15 protein-coding genes and 1 pseudogene are annotated in these 16754 nt (G+C 51.2%); all 16 read left to right on the top strand.

What is annotated here, in order from left to right; all coding sequences use genetic code 11:
* Positions 1-23 precede the first annotated feature (23 nt).
* Positions 24-386 (top strand): MarR family EPS-associated transcriptional regulator, encoded by a 363-nt coding sequence (locus LRX76_RS12910; protein ID WP_231805868.1) that lies wholly within the window; start codon positions 24-26, stop codon positions 384-386.
* On the top strand, positions 383-889 hold the full coding sequence (locus tag LRX76_RS12905; protein ID WP_231805866.1) for a transcription termination/antitermination NusG family protein: 507 nt from the start codon (positions 383-385) through the stop codon (positions 887-889). The genes LRX76_RS12910 and LRX76_RS12905 overlap by 4 nt, the downstream gene beginning before the upstream one ends.
* 348 nt (positions 890-1237) lie before the next feature.
* Entirely contained in the window at positions 1238-1672 is a 435-nt protein-coding gene (locus LRX76_RS12900; protein ID WP_231805864.1) for a low molecular weight protein-tyrosine-phosphatase, read from the top strand.
* A gap of 42 nt (positions 1673-1714) precedes the next feature.
* Positions 1715-3931, top strand: a complete 2217-nt coding sequence (locus tag LRX76_RS12895) for a polysaccharide biosynthesis tyrosine autokinase (RefSeq protein ID WP_231805862.1) — start codon at positions 1715-1717, stop codon at positions 3929-3931.
* A 626-nt stretch (positions 3932-4557) separates the two neighbouring features.
* Complete coding sequence (locus LRX76_RS12890; RefSeq protein WP_231806042.1) at positions 4558-5724, top strand: nucleotide sugar dehydrogenase; 1167 nt, start codon at positions 4558-4560, stop codon at positions 5722-5724.
* Positions 5725-5729: 5 nt separating this feature from the next.
* Complete coding sequence (gene epsC, locus LRX76_RS12885) at positions 5730-6272, top strand: serine O-acetyltransferase EpsC (protein WP_231805860.1); 543 nt, start codon at positions 5730-5732, stop codon at positions 6270-6272.
* 19 nt (positions 6273-6291) lie between these two features.
* Complete coding sequence (locus LRX76_RS12880) at positions 6292-7608, top strand: oligosaccharide flippase family protein (RefSeq protein WP_231805858.1); 1317 nt, start codon at positions 6292-6294, stop codon at positions 7606-7608.
* Positions 7609-8079: 471 nt separating this feature from the next.
* The gene (locus tag LRX76_RS12875; protein WP_231805856.1) at positions 8080-9219 is read left to right on the top strand and encodes a glycosyltransferase family 4 protein; all 1140 of its coding nucleotides are present in this window, start codon (positions 8080-8082) and stop codon (positions 9217-9219) included.
* A gap of 170 nt (positions 9220-9389) precedes the next feature.
* Positions 9390-10058, top strand: coding sequence for an acyltransferase (locus LRX76_RS12870; protein WP_231805854.1), 669 nt, complete (start codon positions 9390-9392; stop codon positions 10056-10058).
* Positions 10059-10215: 157 nt separating this feature from the next.
* Positions 10216-10477: pseudogene (locus LRX76_RS18825) on the top strand (DUF1153 domain-containing protein).
* A gap of 460 nt (positions 10478-10937) precedes the next feature.
* On the top strand, positions 10938-11381 hold the full coding sequence (locus LRX76_RS12865; RefSeq protein WP_231805852.1) for an integrase core domain-containing protein: 444 nt from the start codon (positions 10938-10940) through the stop codon (positions 11379-11381).
* Positions 11382-11506: 125 nt separating this feature from the next.
* Complete coding sequence (locus tag LRX76_RS12860) at positions 11507-12709, top strand: glycosyltransferase (RefSeq protein ID WP_231805850.1); 1203 nt, start codon at positions 11507-11509, stop codon at positions 12707-12709.
* A gap of 112 nt (positions 12710-12821) precedes the next feature.
* A complete protein-coding gene (locus tag LRX76_RS12855; protein ID WP_231805848.1) occupies positions 12822-14096 on the top strand; it encodes a hypothetical protein in 1275 nt (424 codons plus the stop codon).
* 148 nt (positions 14097-14244) lie between these two features.
* Positions 14245-15165 carry a glycosyltransferase gene (locus LRX76_RS12850; protein ID WP_231805846.1) on the top strand — a complete coding sequence of 307 codons (921 nt, stop codon included), beginning with the start codon at positions 14245-14247 and terminating at the stop codon, positions 15163-15165.
* A gap of 15 nt (positions 15166-15180) precedes the next feature.
* Complete coding sequence (locus LRX76_RS12845; protein ID WP_231805844.1) at positions 15181-16203, top strand: NAD(P)-dependent oxidoreductase; 1023 nt, start codon at positions 15181-15183, stop codon at positions 16201-16203.
* Positions 16204-16264: 61 nt separating this feature from the next.
* The coding region (locus LRX76_RS12840) for a GDP-mannose 4,6-dehydratase (protein WP_231805842.1) at positions 16265-16754 on the top strand (490 nt) is incomplete at its 3' end.

The following is a 16754-nucleotide window of genomic DNA, read 5'->3' as shown; positions in this document are numbered from 1 at the left end:
AATCGTTGAACACGGATGGAAGGATGCAGCCCGACGAAGTGCGCCACCAGCTCCTGCGCATGATCGAGCAGCAGCCGGATATCACCCAGCGCGAGGTGGCCCGTGAACTGGGCATCAGCCTGGGCAAGGTGAACTACTGCCTCAAGGCGCTCATGGAGCGTGGCCACGTCAAGTTGGGCAACTTCCGCCGCAACGCCGACAAGCGGGTGTACCGCTACCTGCTCACGCCATCGGGCATCGAGGAAAAGGCGCGCATCACCATGAAGTTCCTACAGCGCAAGATGAGCGAGTACGAGCGTCTCAAGGCCGAGATCGAGTTGCTGGTGGCCGAGGTCGGTGGTGGCGTGCGCGAACATGTTCCGGAGAACCAGGAGCGGCCGAAGTGACACGCCGCTGGCACCTCGTATTGACCCGTCCCCGGCAGGAGCGCCAGGCGCTGGTGCAACTGCAGCGACAGGGCTACGAGACCTGGCTGCCGTTGGCGCAGGAGCATGCCGCCGGCCGCCGCGGGCAGCGACAGGAGCGCACGGTGCCGCTGTTCCCCCGCTACCTGTTCGTGAACGTGGACAGCGCCGCCGAGAACACCGCCCCGATCCGCAGCACCATCGGCTGCTGCGGGTTGGTGCGCTTCGGTGCCGACTTGGCGACCTTGCCGGGCCAGGCGATCGAGGCCATCCGCGCCCGCTGCGACGGGGGTGGCAGGGTAGTGCTGGAGCAGGACTGGAAGCCCGGCGAGCCGCTGAAGGTTGCCGCCGGCCCGTTCAGTGGCTTCGAGGCGGTGTTCCAGGCCCGTACCGGCAGCGAGCGGGTGGCGGTGCTGCTGCACTGGCTGGGCGTACCTAGAATGGTGCAGATGCCGGCCAGCAACCTGGTGCCTTCTGGCGCCTGATCCCCGGTTGTTCCCATGGATGGGAGCGCCGCGGCATGTATGCGAGACCCTGAGTGGCGATCGTAGGGCGGTAGCGTGTCTGGAGTCCGTCCGGCAAGCGCACCGCCCGTAGAGCCGAGCTCGCTCGGCTGGAGCTTTCCCCGGTAAGGCCCCAGCCGAGCAAGCTCGGCGCTACGAAACGATGTGGCCAGGCCCGGTAGCCCGCGCTGCGCTCGCACCGGGAACATGAATCCCATTCAGCCAAGATTGCTTTATCCTGTAGGGCTGGGAGCTGGAGCCGTATCTCTCCGGCGCTGTAGGCCTGCCGCAACCGCCACGGCCACAACGGAAAGCATCGGGATCCTGGTTTTGTTCAACAACATCTTGTTTGTCTGCATCGGCAACATCTGCCGCAGTCCCACCGCCGAGATCCTCATGCGCGATGCACTCCGCGGCCGCGATATCCAGGTGTCCTCGGCTGGCCTGGGCGCGCTGGTAGGGCGGGGCATCGACCCCACCGCACAGGAGCTGCTGGCCGAACACGGCCTGGACGGCAGTGCACACAGCGCACGCCAGATCGACGTGCAACTGATGACCTCCGCCGACCTTATCCTGACGATGGAGCGTCGCCACCTCAAAAGCATCGCCGAGCAGGCCCCGCAGGTATCCGGCAAGACCTTCCTGCTGGGCAAGTGGCAGTCCGATCGCGAGATCCCGGACCCCTACCGGCAACAGCGCCCCGCCTTCGAGCACGTCTACCGGCTGATGGCCGAGGGCGTCGAAAGCTGGCAGCGTTATCTCTAATCGCGCCTTTCCATCTATCTTCCAAGAAATCGAACCCAATCCATGACGAGCCAAGACGCCCGAGCCGCTGCCACCGCCGACGCGGACGAGATCGACCTGCGCCAACTGCTGGGAACCCTGATCGATCACCGCTGGCTGATCGCCGGCATCACCGGCCTGTTCTTCGTGGTCAGCGTCGCCTATGCACTGCTGGCCACGCCGATCTACCAGGCCAACGCCATGGTGCAGGTGGAGTCGAAGATGCCGTCGCTGCCGGGCCTGTCGGACCTGAGCGAATCGCTGGGCGTGGGCGGTAGTGCCATGGCCACCACCGAGATCGCCCTGATCCGCTCGCGCACGGTGATCGGTGCGGCAACCGACGAACTGCGGCTGGATATTGCGGTGGAGCCGTACCGCTTCCCCTTGCTGGGCGGCTTCCTGGCACGCAGGCACGAGGCGTCGGAGCCGGGGCAGGTGGCCAAGCCCTGGCTGGGATTCAACAGCTACGGCTGGGGCGGCGAAAAGCTCGACATCTTCCAGTTGCAGGTGCCCGACAAGCTCATCGAATCGGAACTGACCCTGCGCGCGGGCGACCAACCCGGCAGCTATGAGCTGCACGATGCAGACGGGGAACTGCTGCTCAAGGGGCAGGTGGGCCAGCCGGTACAGGGCAAGGGCGTCACCCTCCAGGTGGCCGAACTCAAGGCCAATCCCGGGACCCGCTTCCACGTCACCAAGCTTCGCCGCCTGAACATCGTCAGCGACCTGCAGCAGCAAGTGCAGGCCAGCGAGAGCGGCAAGGAATCCGGCATCCTGTCGTTGTCCTACCAGAACGCCGACCCGGCGTTGGCGCAGACCTTTCTGCAGCACGTGGCGCAGGCCTACGTGCGCCAGAACGTGGACCGCAATTCCGCCGAGGCCTCGGCGCAGCTGGCGTTCGTCAAGGAACAACTGCCCAAGGTGCGCCTGGACGTGGAAGCGGCGCAGGAGGCGATGAATGCCTACCAGACCAAGGCGCACTCGGTCGATCTCACCTTGCAGACCAAGGGCCTGCTGGACCAGCAGGTTGCCGTGGAGACCAGCATCCAGCAACTGCGCCTGCAGCAGGCGGAGATGGACCGCAAGTTCACCCGCGACCACCCGGCCTACCAGGCCCTGCTCAAGCAGATCGGCGAACTGGAAGGGCGCAAGTCCGGCTTCCAGCGCGAGGTCGGGGAACTGCCCGATGCCCAGCGCGAGCTGCTGCGGCTCACCCGCGATCTCACCCTCAGCAACGAGATGTACACCTCGCTGTTGAACCAGGCGCAGCAGCTCGACGTGGCACGGGCCGGCACCGTCGGCAATGTACGCATTGTCGATCCTGCTGCGGTGGACGATACCCGCCCGGTCAAGCCACGCAAGGGGCTGGTGGTGCTGATCGGTACCCTGCTGGGTGTGTTCCTGTCGGTGGGCATCGTGCTGCTGCGGCAGATGCTTAACCGCGGCATCGAGGATCCGGCGCAGATTGAGGAGCTCGGCCTGCCGGTCTACGCCTCCATCCCGGTCAGTCCCAAGCAGGAAACCGACTCGGTGCGCGGCCACGTACGCGCCGACGGCAAGCTGCACCTGCTGGCGATCAACGACCCGGCGGATCTGGCGGTGGAGGCCATGCGCAGCCTGCGCACCAGCCTGCACTTCGCCCAGTTGGAAGCCAAGAACAACATCGTGCTGATCTCCGGCTCCAGCCCCAACGCCGGCAAGACCTTCGTCTCCACCAACCTGGGCGCAGTGATCGCCCAGGCCGGCAAGAAGGTGCTGATGATCGATGCGGACATGCGCAAGGGCACGCTGCACAAGGCTTTGGGCGCCAAGCAGTCGCCCGGCCTGTCGGACCTTCTGGTGGGCGACGTTACTGCCGAGCAAGCCACCCGCGCTCTCGATGGCCTGCCCAACCTGCACTTCATTCCACGTGGCGACGTACCGCCGAACCCATCGGAACTGTTGATGCACGAGAACTTCACCCGCCTGCTGGAAGGGGTGAGCAAGGACTACGACCTTGTCATCATCGACACTCCGCCGATCCTGGCGGTGACCGACGCGGCGGTCATAGCGCACCATGCAGGCACCAGCCTGCTGGTGGCACGCTTCGGCCTCAATCAGGCCAAGGAACTGGCCTTGGCCAAGAAGCGCTTCGAGCAGAACAACGTCAAGATCAAGGGTGCCATCTTCAACGCCGTTGAACGTCGGGCAGCCGGCTACTACAGCTACGGCTACTACGAGTACAAGTCCACGGAAAAATGATTCCGTCGTTCCGTGCGTCGGCTCTACGTAGCTGACGCGCGTGATTGCTAGGGTTCCAAGCGCCTTGCGAAACTGGAACTCGTCGTCCTCGCGCAGACGCCCTACTGTCCGGGGAAGTTTCGTCGTTGGGACAGCAAATGCCTGGAACGCAAAGCTCCCGGTGTACCAGGACTCGATTGTGGCTTGCGCGCCGAACTTTGGTTCTCGTCATCCCCGCGAAAGCGGGGATCCAGGGACTTTCCTGCAGATCGAGGCAACGTCCATAGGCTCGGCGCCTGCGCGGGAGCGACGAGCGGGATTTCCCCGGACAGTAGTGCGCGCAGGCGGGGACCCAGCGGCTTCCTCCGTGAAACCAAGTAGTGAAGTGCCCGGGTTTCACGAGCGTCAGGGCCGTGACCCTGATCTTAATGCTTTAAACCTGACCGCACGGGCCATCGCATTACCTTTCCGTAGGTCGGCCCCATGCGGCCGACGCACGAAGACCACCGCTGCCCGTGATGCCCGGGATGCGATGGCCCTGGCATCCAAGCGTATATCGGCCTCCGCGGCCGGCAGCCATATTTCCAATGTCCAACCCGCGCGGCCAATGGCGTATCCCCCTCTTTCAAAACTACCCAACCAACGACATGAAGATCGCAATCGCCGGTACTGGCTACGTCGGCCTGTCCAACGCCGTTCTCCTGGCTCAGCATCACCAAGTGGTGGCCCTGGACATCGACCCACACAAGGTCGAATTGCTCAACCGCAAGCAGTCCCCGATCGAGGATGCGGAGATTCAGGACTACCTGGCCAACCATGAACTGGATTTCACCGCCACTCTGGACAAGCACCAAGCCTATGAGGGCGCCGACTTCGTCATCATCGCCACGCCCACTGATTATGATGTCCAGACCAATTACTTCAACACCAGTTCGGTAGAATCCGTAATTGCTGACGTAGTAGCCATCAATCCGACAGCAGTGATGATAGTCAAATCCACTATTCCGGTAGGCTTCACCGTCAAGGCATGCGAAGAATACGGAACCAACAATCTGATTTTCTCGCCCGAATTTCTGCGTGAAGGTCGTGCGCTATATGACAATCTACATCCTAGCCGGATCATCGTCGGTGAGCCGTCAGCGCGCGCCGAAGCCTTCGCGAATCTGCTTAAGGAAGGGGCGATCAAGAAAGACGTGCCTGTGTTGTTCACTGACCCTACTGAGGCCGAGGCGATCAAGCTCTTCGCCAACACCTATCTCGCCATGCGTGTGGCCTTCTTCAACGAACTGGATACCTACGCGGCCAGCCGTGATCTGGATACTCGCCAGATTATCGAAGGCGTCAGTCTGGATCCACGTATAGGCAACCATTACAATAATCCCAGCTTTGGCTACGGCGGTTATTGCTTGCCCAAGGACACGAAGCAACTGCTGGCCAATTATAACGATGTGCCGCAAACCCTGATCAAAGCTATCGTGGAATCCAACAGCACCCGCAAGGATTTCATTGCCGACGAAATTCTAAGGCGTAAGCCCAAAGTGGTGGGAATCTATCGTTTGATCATGAAGGCTGGAAGCGACAATTTTCGTGCCTCCAGCATCCAGGGAATTATGAAACGTATTAAGGCCAAGGGTGTGGAAGTGATTGTGTACGAACCGGTGTTCACTGATACCAAATTCTACAACTCCCGCGTCGTAAATGACCTCACAGGATTCAAGCAACTCAGCGATGTAATAGTTGCTAACCGCGCGACTGACGACATCAGGGACGTAGTTGAAAAGGTGTACAGTCGCGATCTCTTTGGGGCGGATTGATTCCGATGACGAATGGGAAAAATAACATTCTCAGAAGCTCAAAAAAAGGTTTTGGGAAAATATATCGTACTCTTGTGTTTCCTGGCGAAAAAGCAATTTTTTTGCACAAATTAACTGCGGCATTGTATCGCATAAAAATGAAACATGCGGCGTCATTAGTCAGCCAGATTTCCCGCTTTCTGACAGGTATCGAAATCGAACCTGGCGTAGTAATTTCGGATAAGGCGATCTTCAGTCATGGCATGGGCACTGTGATCGGTTTCAGCTCTATTGTGGGCGCAAACGTAGTTATTAGGCATGGTGTAACTTTAGGCGCTGGAAATTTTCGTCCAATGGATGGACAGCGTATCCATCCAAAAATCGAAGATTTTTGTTCTATAGGTGCCGGTGCCGTGATTCTTGGACCCATAACAATTGGTCATCACTCGGTGATCGGAGCTAATTCGGTTGTTACTAAAGATGTTGCTCCGTACTCCGTTATGGCCGGCGCTCCTGCGAAACTTATAAGATCTGTTGAAAATCCAGATGGCATGCCGTGGGAGTTTTGATTGATATGAACTTTGACAGATGAGTAATCTCTATCGCGCCATAGGGAAAAGCATGTTATCTCGCTATGCGGTGTATGCATGTAGTATAATTTCGCTTATGGTCTTGACACGTATTTTTACGCCGCAGGTTTTTGGCGTGGTCGCTGCTGCGCAAAGCATCGTGCTTTTTTTTCAATTGATAGCTGAAGGTGGGCTTAGTCCAGCTATCATTAATTTACGAGACTTTGAAAAAAGAGATCGTGACGGTATTTTTGGATTAAGTTTGTTTGTTGCGGCGTTTCTTGCTGTTGTCATGGTGATGCTTGGCTCGACTCTGGCGAAATTCTATAATATTGAAGACATTGTCTATATAATTCCATTTGTATCTGTTGCTTTGTTCGCTAATACCGCTGTAGTACTCCCACTCGCGTTATTGCAGCGGGAGCAAATGTTCAAGCGGATAGCACAAGCTGGGATGATGGCCGAATTCGGCGCACTTGTTGTCACCGTCATCGCACATTATAAACTGTCGGCATTGCAAGCATATGCTTTATATTTTCCAGTCAAGGCATTGCTTAATTTTATTGCAAATTTGTATTATAGTGGCTATACCGAATTCGGCCGTCCATTGCCGGGAAGTTATTTTTTCGCGATAAGGCCATTGCTGGGGACCACTAGTTACCAGTTGGGTTTTAACTTCATGAACTATTTTTCGCGAAATCTTGATAACATCCTTGTGGGAAAATATCTCGGCGCTAGTTTTCTAGGTATTTACGACCGATCTTATCAGTTGATGCGCTACCCGTTGATGTTGCTCACCTTTGCGATGACGCCAGCGATACAACCTGCGCTTCGTGAAGTTACTCATGATATTAGGCATGTTAACGATCTTCATCGCGATTTGGCGTTCAAGCTATCTATCGGTGGCTCAATCGCAGCGCTCGGCGTATTTTTCTTTGCAAAATATATTGTGCTTATAGCTTTTGGTCAGCAATGGATGACCGTTGTTCCAGTGATCAAGCTGCTGGCGCTGAGCATCCCTGCACAAACTATCATGTCCACTAGTGGAAGTTTTTTCCAAGCATTCAATCGTACTGATTTGATGTTCAGCACAGGCGTGCTGTGGACAATACTCAATATTTCTGCCATTGTTTTTGGGATTTGGTGTGGTAGTCTTGAGGCATTATGCTGGAGCTTATTTGTTTCATTCAATTTAAATTTTTTCCAGATTTACTTTGTATTGCATAAGAAAGTATTAGGTGGGGGGTATGGAAAATTTCTTATAAATACTTGGCCATCTGGGGTTGCTACATTCGTAATGGCATCAATCGCATCGATAAATAATATTGTCAACTAGGTCGGCCATCATAAATACGTGGATTTTTCTGCCCATCCCATACAAAAATTCTTATGCTTGTGACTGATTGATTCCCATGGTCCAAGTGATCTGAGGATCTTAAGGGGGTAAAAGAAGTATTATTCAAGCGGTCGATTAAGCATGCTTTTCGATATGATTGTAGCTAATCTTATGAGTTCGCAGTTGCATGGTTCGTTTGAAGATGCTTATCTGGGATCCATCGGCGGGCGGGGGATGCATAGATATGGCTACTTCGGAGCCCACATTTCTCTTTCTTCTGTCGTCGTCCTATTAGGTTTTTGTGAATCTACTAATTTTCGTGGGAGGCTTTGTTAGAATGCGATCAAGGCGATCATCTGTAAATTTATGAGGGTGTTATTGGTATGCGGGAAATAAGTTTATCGGTTAGAGGGTACTTCGTTAGCTTGGCATCAAATAAGGAATTTTTGAGTTTGAGGTGGCGGTGAAAAAATGAGTAACACTTACAACGGTAAAAATATGGGGTGTCTCTGGTTTATTGGGGCAACGTCGCCGCCGATAAATGGACAGTCGCTATTCAATGATCAAATGCAATCCTTGCTTGTCAATAGATCACGAAAAATAAGATTTCTTCCGATTGGCGGGGACCCTGTAGAGAAAATATTGCGCGCGCTGATTAATCCTTTCTCTATTTTATTGCAATGGCGGAGAGGTGATATAGTTTATACGTCACCACCGGGACAGATGGGGCTCTGGCTATTTTTATTGACGGTGCTGGCATTAAGATTACGTGGGGCCGGCCATTTTGTACATCATCATTCTTATCGAGCAATAAATTTAGGTCCTCTGCTATCGTCGCGTTTGCTCTGTCTATTCGGGGGGAGTAAGCAGCGACATATTTTTTTTAGCGCGCGCATGGCTGAAGCTTATGGTCAACTTTATCTGACTTTAAAACAGCGCGCTCATGTTTTAGTTTTGCCAAATGCTTTCTTATTTCCTATGCCATTGGAGGATTCTTTGGTAGTTGCGCGTGCTGGGCCTGTTACGCTTGGTCACCTGAGTGTAATGACTCCAGAAAAAGGAGTAAAGATAGTTTTAGAGCTAACCGAATTATTACTAGCGCAGGGATGTGATATTCGGCTGGTGCTGGCTGGCCCTGTTAAGGCAGCGTCACTTTCTGCACAGATCTACGCTTCTATTGCTCGTTACCCCGATAAGATCGAATGGCGTGGTCCGGTAACGGGCGCGGATAAAGCGCGTTTCTATAGAGAAATTGATTTATTTATCTTGCCTACTATGCTAGTAGATGAGGCTGACCCGCTCGTCATTTTGGAAGCATACAGCGCTGGTGTAGCGGTATTGGCTTCAGATAGAGGCTGTATTTCCGAACGACTTATGTCAAATTATCCGTGGTTACTCACTATGGACCTAGAGTCTGATGCGAGTCGATTAGCGCAGGCAGTGAGCATATGTCAAAAGGGGCGGTGTGAACTTGCGCGGGCTGCACGAAGTCAAGCAATAGAATTGCATAAAGCGGCAATTGAATATGCACGGGTTTTTTTCACGGCTTTAGAATCGCCTCTGCCATCAGAAATTCATATTAATCCCGTTAACGGTCGCGCCAGTAAATAAATCCAAAATTATGGATTTTGATTTGGTTCGGGCAAGGTTTTATTTTATTATTCATGCCAGAAGTATCGGGTTCATAACTCGTGTGAGTTCGATTTAAGGATGCATTTGCGAGTAGAGATCTCTATCATGGTGCTATAAGTGGAAATCGATAGAATGATGGGTGAAAATCGATGAGGTTTCATATCAAACGCCTACTTGCTAACAGGGTGGATTTGTTTTATGGGCTTGAAAAGGGGCTCGGCCCAATGGTGCGTGGATTGCTTTGGCAGATCTTACATTTACGTCAGCCGCGACTATTATTCATTGGTGCCGGTGTAAGGTTTATATGCTCAACTAAGCTTGAACTCGGGCGTGGTGTATCAATTGGAGCATATAGTTATATTGAAACTTGTTCGATTTCTGCCTGTCGCTTCGAGGACAGAGTGACGTTGCGCGAGAATGCCTGGGTACAATGCCGGTCTGGATTTAATGAGCCTGGTGCAAGATTGGTGATTGGTACTGGAGCTTACATTGGACCAAATGCAGTGATCGGTGTCGGCGGGCCTATCTCGATTGGCGAAAATTGTCAGATCGGTGCAGGGCTTGCGTTGGCGGCAGAGCAACATGTGCTGGGAGAAGATGGTAGTTTCACTTCAGGAACAGTTACCCGTGAGGGTATCAGTATTGGTGCACGCTGTTGGCTTGGCAATAATGTCACCATATTAGATGGTGTAGTGCTAGGCGAAGATTGCGTAGTAGGTGCAGGTGCCGTCGTGACGAAATCGTTACCGGCTGGTTCGGTTGCAGTTGGCGTGCCTGCGCGAGTTGTGCGAAACCATCAGAAGCAAGATATACGATGACCTAGGGTGTTACCAAGAGCGAGAGCTTAGCTAATCAGGATTCTTGTAATGACCCACTGAATTTCTGCTCAGGTGTTAGTTTTCGAAGGAGACACCGATGAGCGAAGTGATGGACGAGGAACAGATCAAGCGCTGGACGGCCTAATGCAAGTCAGCCTTGGTGCTGGAGATCATCTTAGGGCAAGACGGCGGTGGCGCAGGCCAGCCGGCAGTTCGACCTGACTCCGGCGGAGATTTAAGGCTGGATCGATGAACGCAAGCGAGGCCTGGAGAAGGCGCTGCGGGTCAAGCCGGAAGATGTGCAAGAGCAGTAGTACGAGCGTCAGCTCAAGGACCTGCAGGAGGCCTACGGCGAGGCGATGCTGGAGTTGTGTAGCCGAAGAAAGTTGGCAGCCCTACTGGGTAAGGACGAGAGCTGATGGCCTCGATCCAGCAGGGCTTGAGGGAATACGGGTTCGAGGTATCGATGGTGAAGCTGTGCCAGTGGTTCGGCGTGGGCCGGCCGGCGCAGTGTTTACTACGAATCCGTCAAGGCAACGCCGAAGGTGAAACCGGAGCTGGCCGAACCGATTCGGGAGCTGATCAAGGTCGTGCCGTCGTTCGGCTATCGGACGCCGGGGTCGGGTATGACAGTCGATCATTAGTGCAAGACTCAGCCAGCCATCCTTGCCACCCCAGATTCGGCACAGGTCTGGGGTCCAGCGCTGGTTCGGTGCCCGTGGCAACCGAACCAGCGCCCTCGATCCGGGGACGATGGCCTACGGCTCGCTTGCGTACCTGCCAGCCCTAGAGTTGGAAGATCCGCTGTACCGTGTTTTTGTTCATTCCCAGTAGCCCGCTGGGCTGGCAGCATCACGCACCGGCAATGCCAGCACGTCCGTGGCGGCCCTGGTACAGGCCTTGATCAATCGGTTCGGCACGCTGGGCCGGGAGGAGCCGTTCCTGCTGCGCTCGGACAACGGCCTGGTCTTCACTAGCCGGGACTACACCCGTCTGGTGCGCAGCTACGGACTGAAGCAGGAGTCCATCACACCGCACTGTCCACAGCAGAACGGGATGGTGGAACGGGTGATCCATAGGCTGAAGAAGCAATGCGTCCACCGCCACCGCCAGCGCCACCGGTTCGAGAGCCAGAGCCACGCCCTGCGCGTGATCGGCGACTTGATCGGGTTCTACAACCGGCAGCGACCGCATCAGGCGTTGAAGATGAAAACGCCCGACCAAGTCTATGCCACTACATTAACCATGCGCCCTGTGCAGAATCCGTTGGTTCATTACTTTCTACTGAAGTGGGCGATCGTAGTCACAATTTTAAAAAATTAGAAATTTAATCTAAGATCAGAGAAATCGGGTCTTAGGGCATATATAATTTATTTCATGCCTGCGATGACGTATAAGTTCTAGCGGCTGATTGGGTGGAATTAATATCGGGATCTAAGGTGGTTTAAGTGAGCGAAAATATTTATTTGGGTGGGGCGAAGGTGGTGATTTTTAATACTACTTCATATCCAGAAATGCACGGAGGGAGTGAATTTTCTTGTCTGGAATTGGCTAGTGAGCTGCTAAAGAACGATGTAAATGTATGCATGCTTGCATTAAACGATCCATCTAAAGGCGTTGAGATTTTTGAATATTGTGGAGTACGAATAAAGAAAATTCCTCTCTGGAATATATTTTGGCCATTTTCGGCAAAGAAAAGAAATTTATTAATGAAGGTTTTTTGGAACTTAATCGATCTTTTAAATATTCCAATGGCAATTAGGGTTGTGCGGCTGGTAAAGAGTGAAGGAGGGGATATACTTCACACTAATAACATAAAAGGTGTCTCTCCCTGGATTTTTTGTGCTTGTCGTTTATTGGGGGTTCGGGTTATTCACACCACTCGGGATTTTTATTTATTAGATCGCCAATCATGGTATAGAGGTGATCATAATAGGATGGGTCTTGTTGCTAGAATGGAGTTAACTTATAAAAGGTGGCTGTCACGCCCTTTAAAAAGCGTTGTTTTTAATAGCAAGTATATGTTAAATGCGCATGCTAATTTTGCTTTTTTTGAAAAAGCAAATCGGCGTGTCATATATAATGGCTTTGCTGTTAATTCGGTGAACGAAGGTATCCGACAAAGAGAGTCGCGAGTGGCGGGGTACATTGGTCGTTTTTCGAAAGAAAAAGGGATCGATGTACTTATCGACTCTTTCTATAGAGGGAAACGAGGAACTAAATTAATCATAGCGGGAGGATTTAGGGATGATTTTCTAGAAATTTACCCGGAAATGGAGTCGAAGGTTAAGGATTTAATGCCCTGGATAGACTTTGTCGGATATATGAAGTCTTCGGATTTCTATGACATGGTCGACTGTATTGTTGTTCCATCTTCGTATAATGAGCCATTTGGCCGAGTGGCTATGGAAGCAATAATTAGAGGGCTCCCTGTTGTTGTGTCCAACAAGGGAGGGCTGCCAGAGCAAATTAAAAGCAGTAGATTTGGAGTGGTGTGTAACGATGGTGAATTTTACTCATGTGTCAGGATGATTTTTGATGAGTATTCCAATTACGGGGATGTCAATAATGATGATATCCTTGAATTTAGTATTTCATATTCAGCAAAGTCTTATATGCGTGCCTATAGCGATTTGTTAAGTGCGGGTTAACGCTCGGCGCAGAATTGGTGGGACATTTAAGTGTCGAGCTAATTCATAGGCGACATTTTTTTGAAAATAGCAGTGGTTTTAGTTTCCCGTGGGTCGAATACAGGGGTGGCGGGTGAGTAAATTATTCTACTCTTTTGTTTTTATCTATAGTTTGTTTGGGTTCAAACTGAATCTTGTAGAAAGTTGGGGGCGGATTCGTCCTGACGATTTTCTTGCTGTAATACTAGGTTGTCTAGCGGTTCATCAGTTGCTGACTAATAAGTTGGCGAGGGTGAGTCGTGCGTTAATTGTTTTCTTTGTTTTTATTTTATGGTCTTGCTTATCGGTATTCTACAATTTTTTCGTTGGGAGAATAGAGCTTATATCTGGACTGTTGTTTGCCTTGAGGCATCTGGAGTATTCTTTTTATGCGTATCTGGGGTATATGCTGGCGAAATCTAACTTCAACTTCAGGAGGTGGATTTGCTTATATTTGATTTATTCCTCTATTCTTGTTGTTGGGCAGTTCTTGGGGGTTATTGGCGGAGTCACTTCTTTTAGTTTTAATCGGGCAATAGCCAACACGGGGGGGCCTTGGGAACTTGCCTTGTTGGCGGCATTTATGTGCCTTTATTTTTTGGAATATAAGGCATTCGTTTGGGCGGCTGCTTCTTTTCTATTACTAGTGTTTACTCAGTCCAGGGTTACCATTGTAGCTCTGGTTGTAGTTTTTCTTGGCTTATATTTGCGTATATTCTTTAGAAATATTTTAAATAGCGCCAGGCGGTTCTCTTTTGTTTTTTTATCTGCTTTAGCTTTGTGTTTTGTTTTTGTTATTGGGACTTTTAGCTTCAGTTCAAGTTCTGATGGGGTTTTATCTAGGTTTGAACAGGCGTTAGATAGTGGAACAATGGATGTTATTAAGTCTATAGTTTCCAACAGTACAGCCGTCAAGACATCTGCTGATTATCGTGATATGACCTACGGCGATGCTGTAGATGAATTTTCACAAGCCGATGGCGACGTTAGTGCATATATTAGATTTAATAGGTGGGCTACTTTAATAAAGTCTTCTCTTGGTAGTCTTGACTCTGCGGTCTTCGGACTTGGGCCTTCATTTGCTGGATTTGCTGTAGATGGAAATTTTGTTCGTCTTTTGATTGAAGTGGGCTTGATAGGATTCATTCTCTATATCTCCTTTTTGTTTATTCTGTACCGGAGTGTAGATGATCGACTTTTGCGTGGTTATCTGTTGGTTTTAGTGCTGAGTTCTATATTTATCGATGCACTCGTCACACATAAAGCCATGCTTTTGTTTTGGGTGTTTTATGGAAAATATCTGCATCAAGTTAAAATCGGTCGCGACTCTGAAAGTTTGCGAAATTCTGAGTTGATTAAGATTTCTTAAATATCCATAATGGTTTGCTTTCTTAGCATGTTATGATCTATGTATTGCTGTAAGCCTAGGTTATTCGTTGAATATTGATAGTGCGCTCTTGTTTTGAGCTGTAGGTTATTATTGCGTCCAAGGGGGCTGATGCTTAAATAATATGAATATGACTAATATGAAGCATGTTCTCGTTGTTCTCGGTGTCTATAACGGTAAAGTTTGGCTCAAAGAACAGATTGATAGTATTCTTAATCAACAGGGTGTTCGGGTCAGTTTGATTGTAGGGGACGATTGTTCCGGAGATGGGAGTGCTGATTTTATTGAATCCCAGTATCTTGAGGTATGTGAAATTGTCCGATTTAAAGAGCAGTCTGGTGGTGCGGGACAGAATTTCTTGCGCTTATTAAAAATCATAGATACAGGTAAATGCGATTATGTTGCTTTTAGCGATCAAGATGATATCTGGTCGCATAACAAGTTATTGAGTGCGGTAGGTAAGCTTGAATCATCTTCTGTAGCAGGCTATTCATGTGCAGTGGAGGCATTCTGGGCAGATGGCTCTGCCAAGATGCTTCGCCAGAATCCGAATGTCACGGATATTGATTTTCTGTTTGAGGGGGCTGGTCAGGGATGTTCTTTCGTGCTGAGAAGCGATTTTGTAGCCCAAGTCCAGAAAGTCTTGAGGAATCCAAGGTTGAATTATTCAGGGGTCCATTATCATGATTGGTTTATTTATGCAATTAGTAGGGCGCTAGATCGTGGCTGGATATTCGATAGTGACTCATATCTGAAATATCGCCAACATGGAGGAAATGACACAGGGGCTCGTGGAGCGTGGTCTGGTGTAAAGAAACGACTGCAGTTGATAAGAAGTGGTTGGTACGTCAGTCAAGTCCGCCTAATTGCCGCTGCAATCATCGAGATCGGCGGGCCAGGCGTGATTCCTAAGGATTTCGCTGTGATTCTCGATCGTCCCGATAGTATTCAGCGAAGACTGAGCTTCGCATGTTTGTTGTTCAAGCGCGGACGTCGCCGGCTTTCCGATAGAGCTGTCCTAGCCATTTCCGCTATTTTTGGTTGGATTTAACTGGAGGAAATTGGAATGTCTTGCGCAGTTATTTTTGGTGGTTCTGGATTCATAGGTTGTTTTTTTGCCGATTTTCTCTTGCGTGAGGGCGGATTTGAAAAGATTTACTTGTATGACATGGAGTCGTATCAGGAAAAGCCATTTCCCTATCGTTCACGATTGATGGAACGTCATGGTTCAAAAATAGAATTCATTCGGGGCGACGTACGCTTAAGTATCGATTGGAAACCAGTCGATAATATCACTTTGATAGCTAATTTTGCTGCTGTTCATCGCGAACCTGGACATGTCGATCAAGAATATTTCAATACTAATTTGAAAGGTGCCGAGAATGTGGTTGTCTGGGCTCAAGATATGAAGTGTGACAATATAATTTTCACGTCCTCGATCTCGCCGTATGGCATCAGCGAAGATGTAAAGGATGAAGCCACTTTGCCGGTGCCAGTTACCGCCTATGGTTCTTCGAAGTTAGTTGCTGAAAAAATTCATTTAGTTTGGCAAGCCGGAGATCCAAGGCGAAGGACATTGGTGATCGCTCGGCCGGGAGTCGTATTCGGGCCAGGTGAGGGGGGAAATGTAACAAGATTGGTGAAGGCGGTGCGGAAAGGTTATTTTTTCTATATGGGCAATCGAGATACACGAAAAGCCGGCATCTATGTTAAAGAACTGTGTGCTGCTTTTTGGTGGGTGTTTTCACGACAAGCAAAAAATGGTGGAGGGGTTGCCTTGTTTAATGGGTCGATGAATCCGGGACCTTCCATTTCTGAATATGTTGCGGCGGTTTGTAATGTTTCGGACGTTAAGCGGGTTGTATTAAATGTTCCATATTCTGCGTTACTTTGCGTTGCTCATGTGATTGATGCGGTGATGAAGCCATTTCATTTGAAGCACCCCTTCAGTCCTGTGCGAATTCATAAGCTAGTTCGATCTAATAACATTATTCCGAAGTTTCTTGAGTCCACGGGGTATCCTTATTTATATGATTTGAATTCTGCAATGGAGGATTGGAAGAGGGATTGCCCTGATGAATGGACTTGAGTTGATGATATTTGTATCTTGCGTGCTCCATTTTTCTATTGATAGACGATATAGGTGATTTTTGTTGACTTGGCTCGTAACCGGCGGCGCCGGTTTCATCGGCGGTAACTTCGTGCTGGAGGCGGTGGCGCGCGGCATCCGCGTGATCAACCTCGACGCGCTGACCTACGCCGGCAACCTGGACACGCTGGCCTCGCTCGAGGGCAACCCGGACCACGTGTTCGTGCACGGCGACATCGGCGACCGCGCGCTCGTCGCCCAACTGCTGGCCGAACACAAGCCCGACGCAGTGGTGAACTTCGCCGCCGAGAGCCACGTCGACCGCTCCATCGACGGTCCCGGCGCGTTCGTGCAGACCAACGTGGTCGGCACCCTGGGCCTACTGGAGGCGGTGCGCGACCATTGGAAGGCGCTGCCGGCCGGTGCGCGCGAGGCGTTCCGCTTCCTGCACGTGTCCACCGACGAGGTCTACGGCACGCTGGGGGCCACCGGCAAGTTCAGCGAGACCACCCCTTACGCGCCGAACTCGCCGTACTCGGCTTCCAAGGCGG

The sequence above is a fragment of the Stenotrophomonas sp. MMGLT7 genome, assembly GCF_021168555.1.
Classification (GTDB): domain Bacteria; phylum Pseudomonadota; class Gammaproteobacteria; order Xanthomonadales; family Xanthomonadaceae; genus MMGLT7.
Note: the sequence above shows the minus strand (reverse complement) of the source record. Positions and strands in the feature narration are given on the sequence as shown.

Coding starts and splice junctions, on each gene's coding strand:
- LRX76_RS12910 (WP_231805868.1), top strand. CDS start 24: ATGCAGCCCGACGAAGTGCGCCACCAGCTCCTGCGCATGATCGAGCAG.
- LRX76_RS12895 (WP_231805862.1), top strand. CDS start 1,715: ATGACGAGCCAAGACGCCCGAGCCGCTGCCACCGCCGACGCGGACGAG.
- LRX76_RS12890 (WP_231806042.1), top strand. CDS start 4,558: ATGAAGATCGCAATCGCCGGTACTGGCTACGTCGGCCTGTCCAACGCC.
- epsC (WP_231805860.1), top strand. CDS start 5,730: ATGACGAATGGGAAAAATAACATTCTCAGAAGCTCAAAAAAAGGTTTT.
- LRX76_RS12880 (WP_231805858.1), top strand. CDS start 6,292: ATGAGTAATCTCTATCGCGCCATAGGGAAAAGCATGTTATCTCGCTAT.
- LRX76_RS12875 (WP_231805856.1), top strand. CDS start 8,080: ATGAGTAACACTTACAACGGTAAAAATATGGGGTGTCTCTGGTTTATT.
- LRX76_RS12870 (WP_231805854.1), top strand. CDS start 9,390: ATGAGGTTTCATATCAAACGCCTACTTGCTAACAGGGTGGATTTGTTT.
- LRX76_RS12850 (WP_231805846.1), top strand. CDS start 14,245: ATGACTAATATGAAGCATGTTCTCGTTGTTCTCGGTGTCTATAACGGT.
- LRX76_RS12845 (WP_231805844.1), top strand. CDS start 15,181: ATGTCTTGCGCAGTTATTTTTGGTGGTTCTGGATTCATAGGTTGTTTT.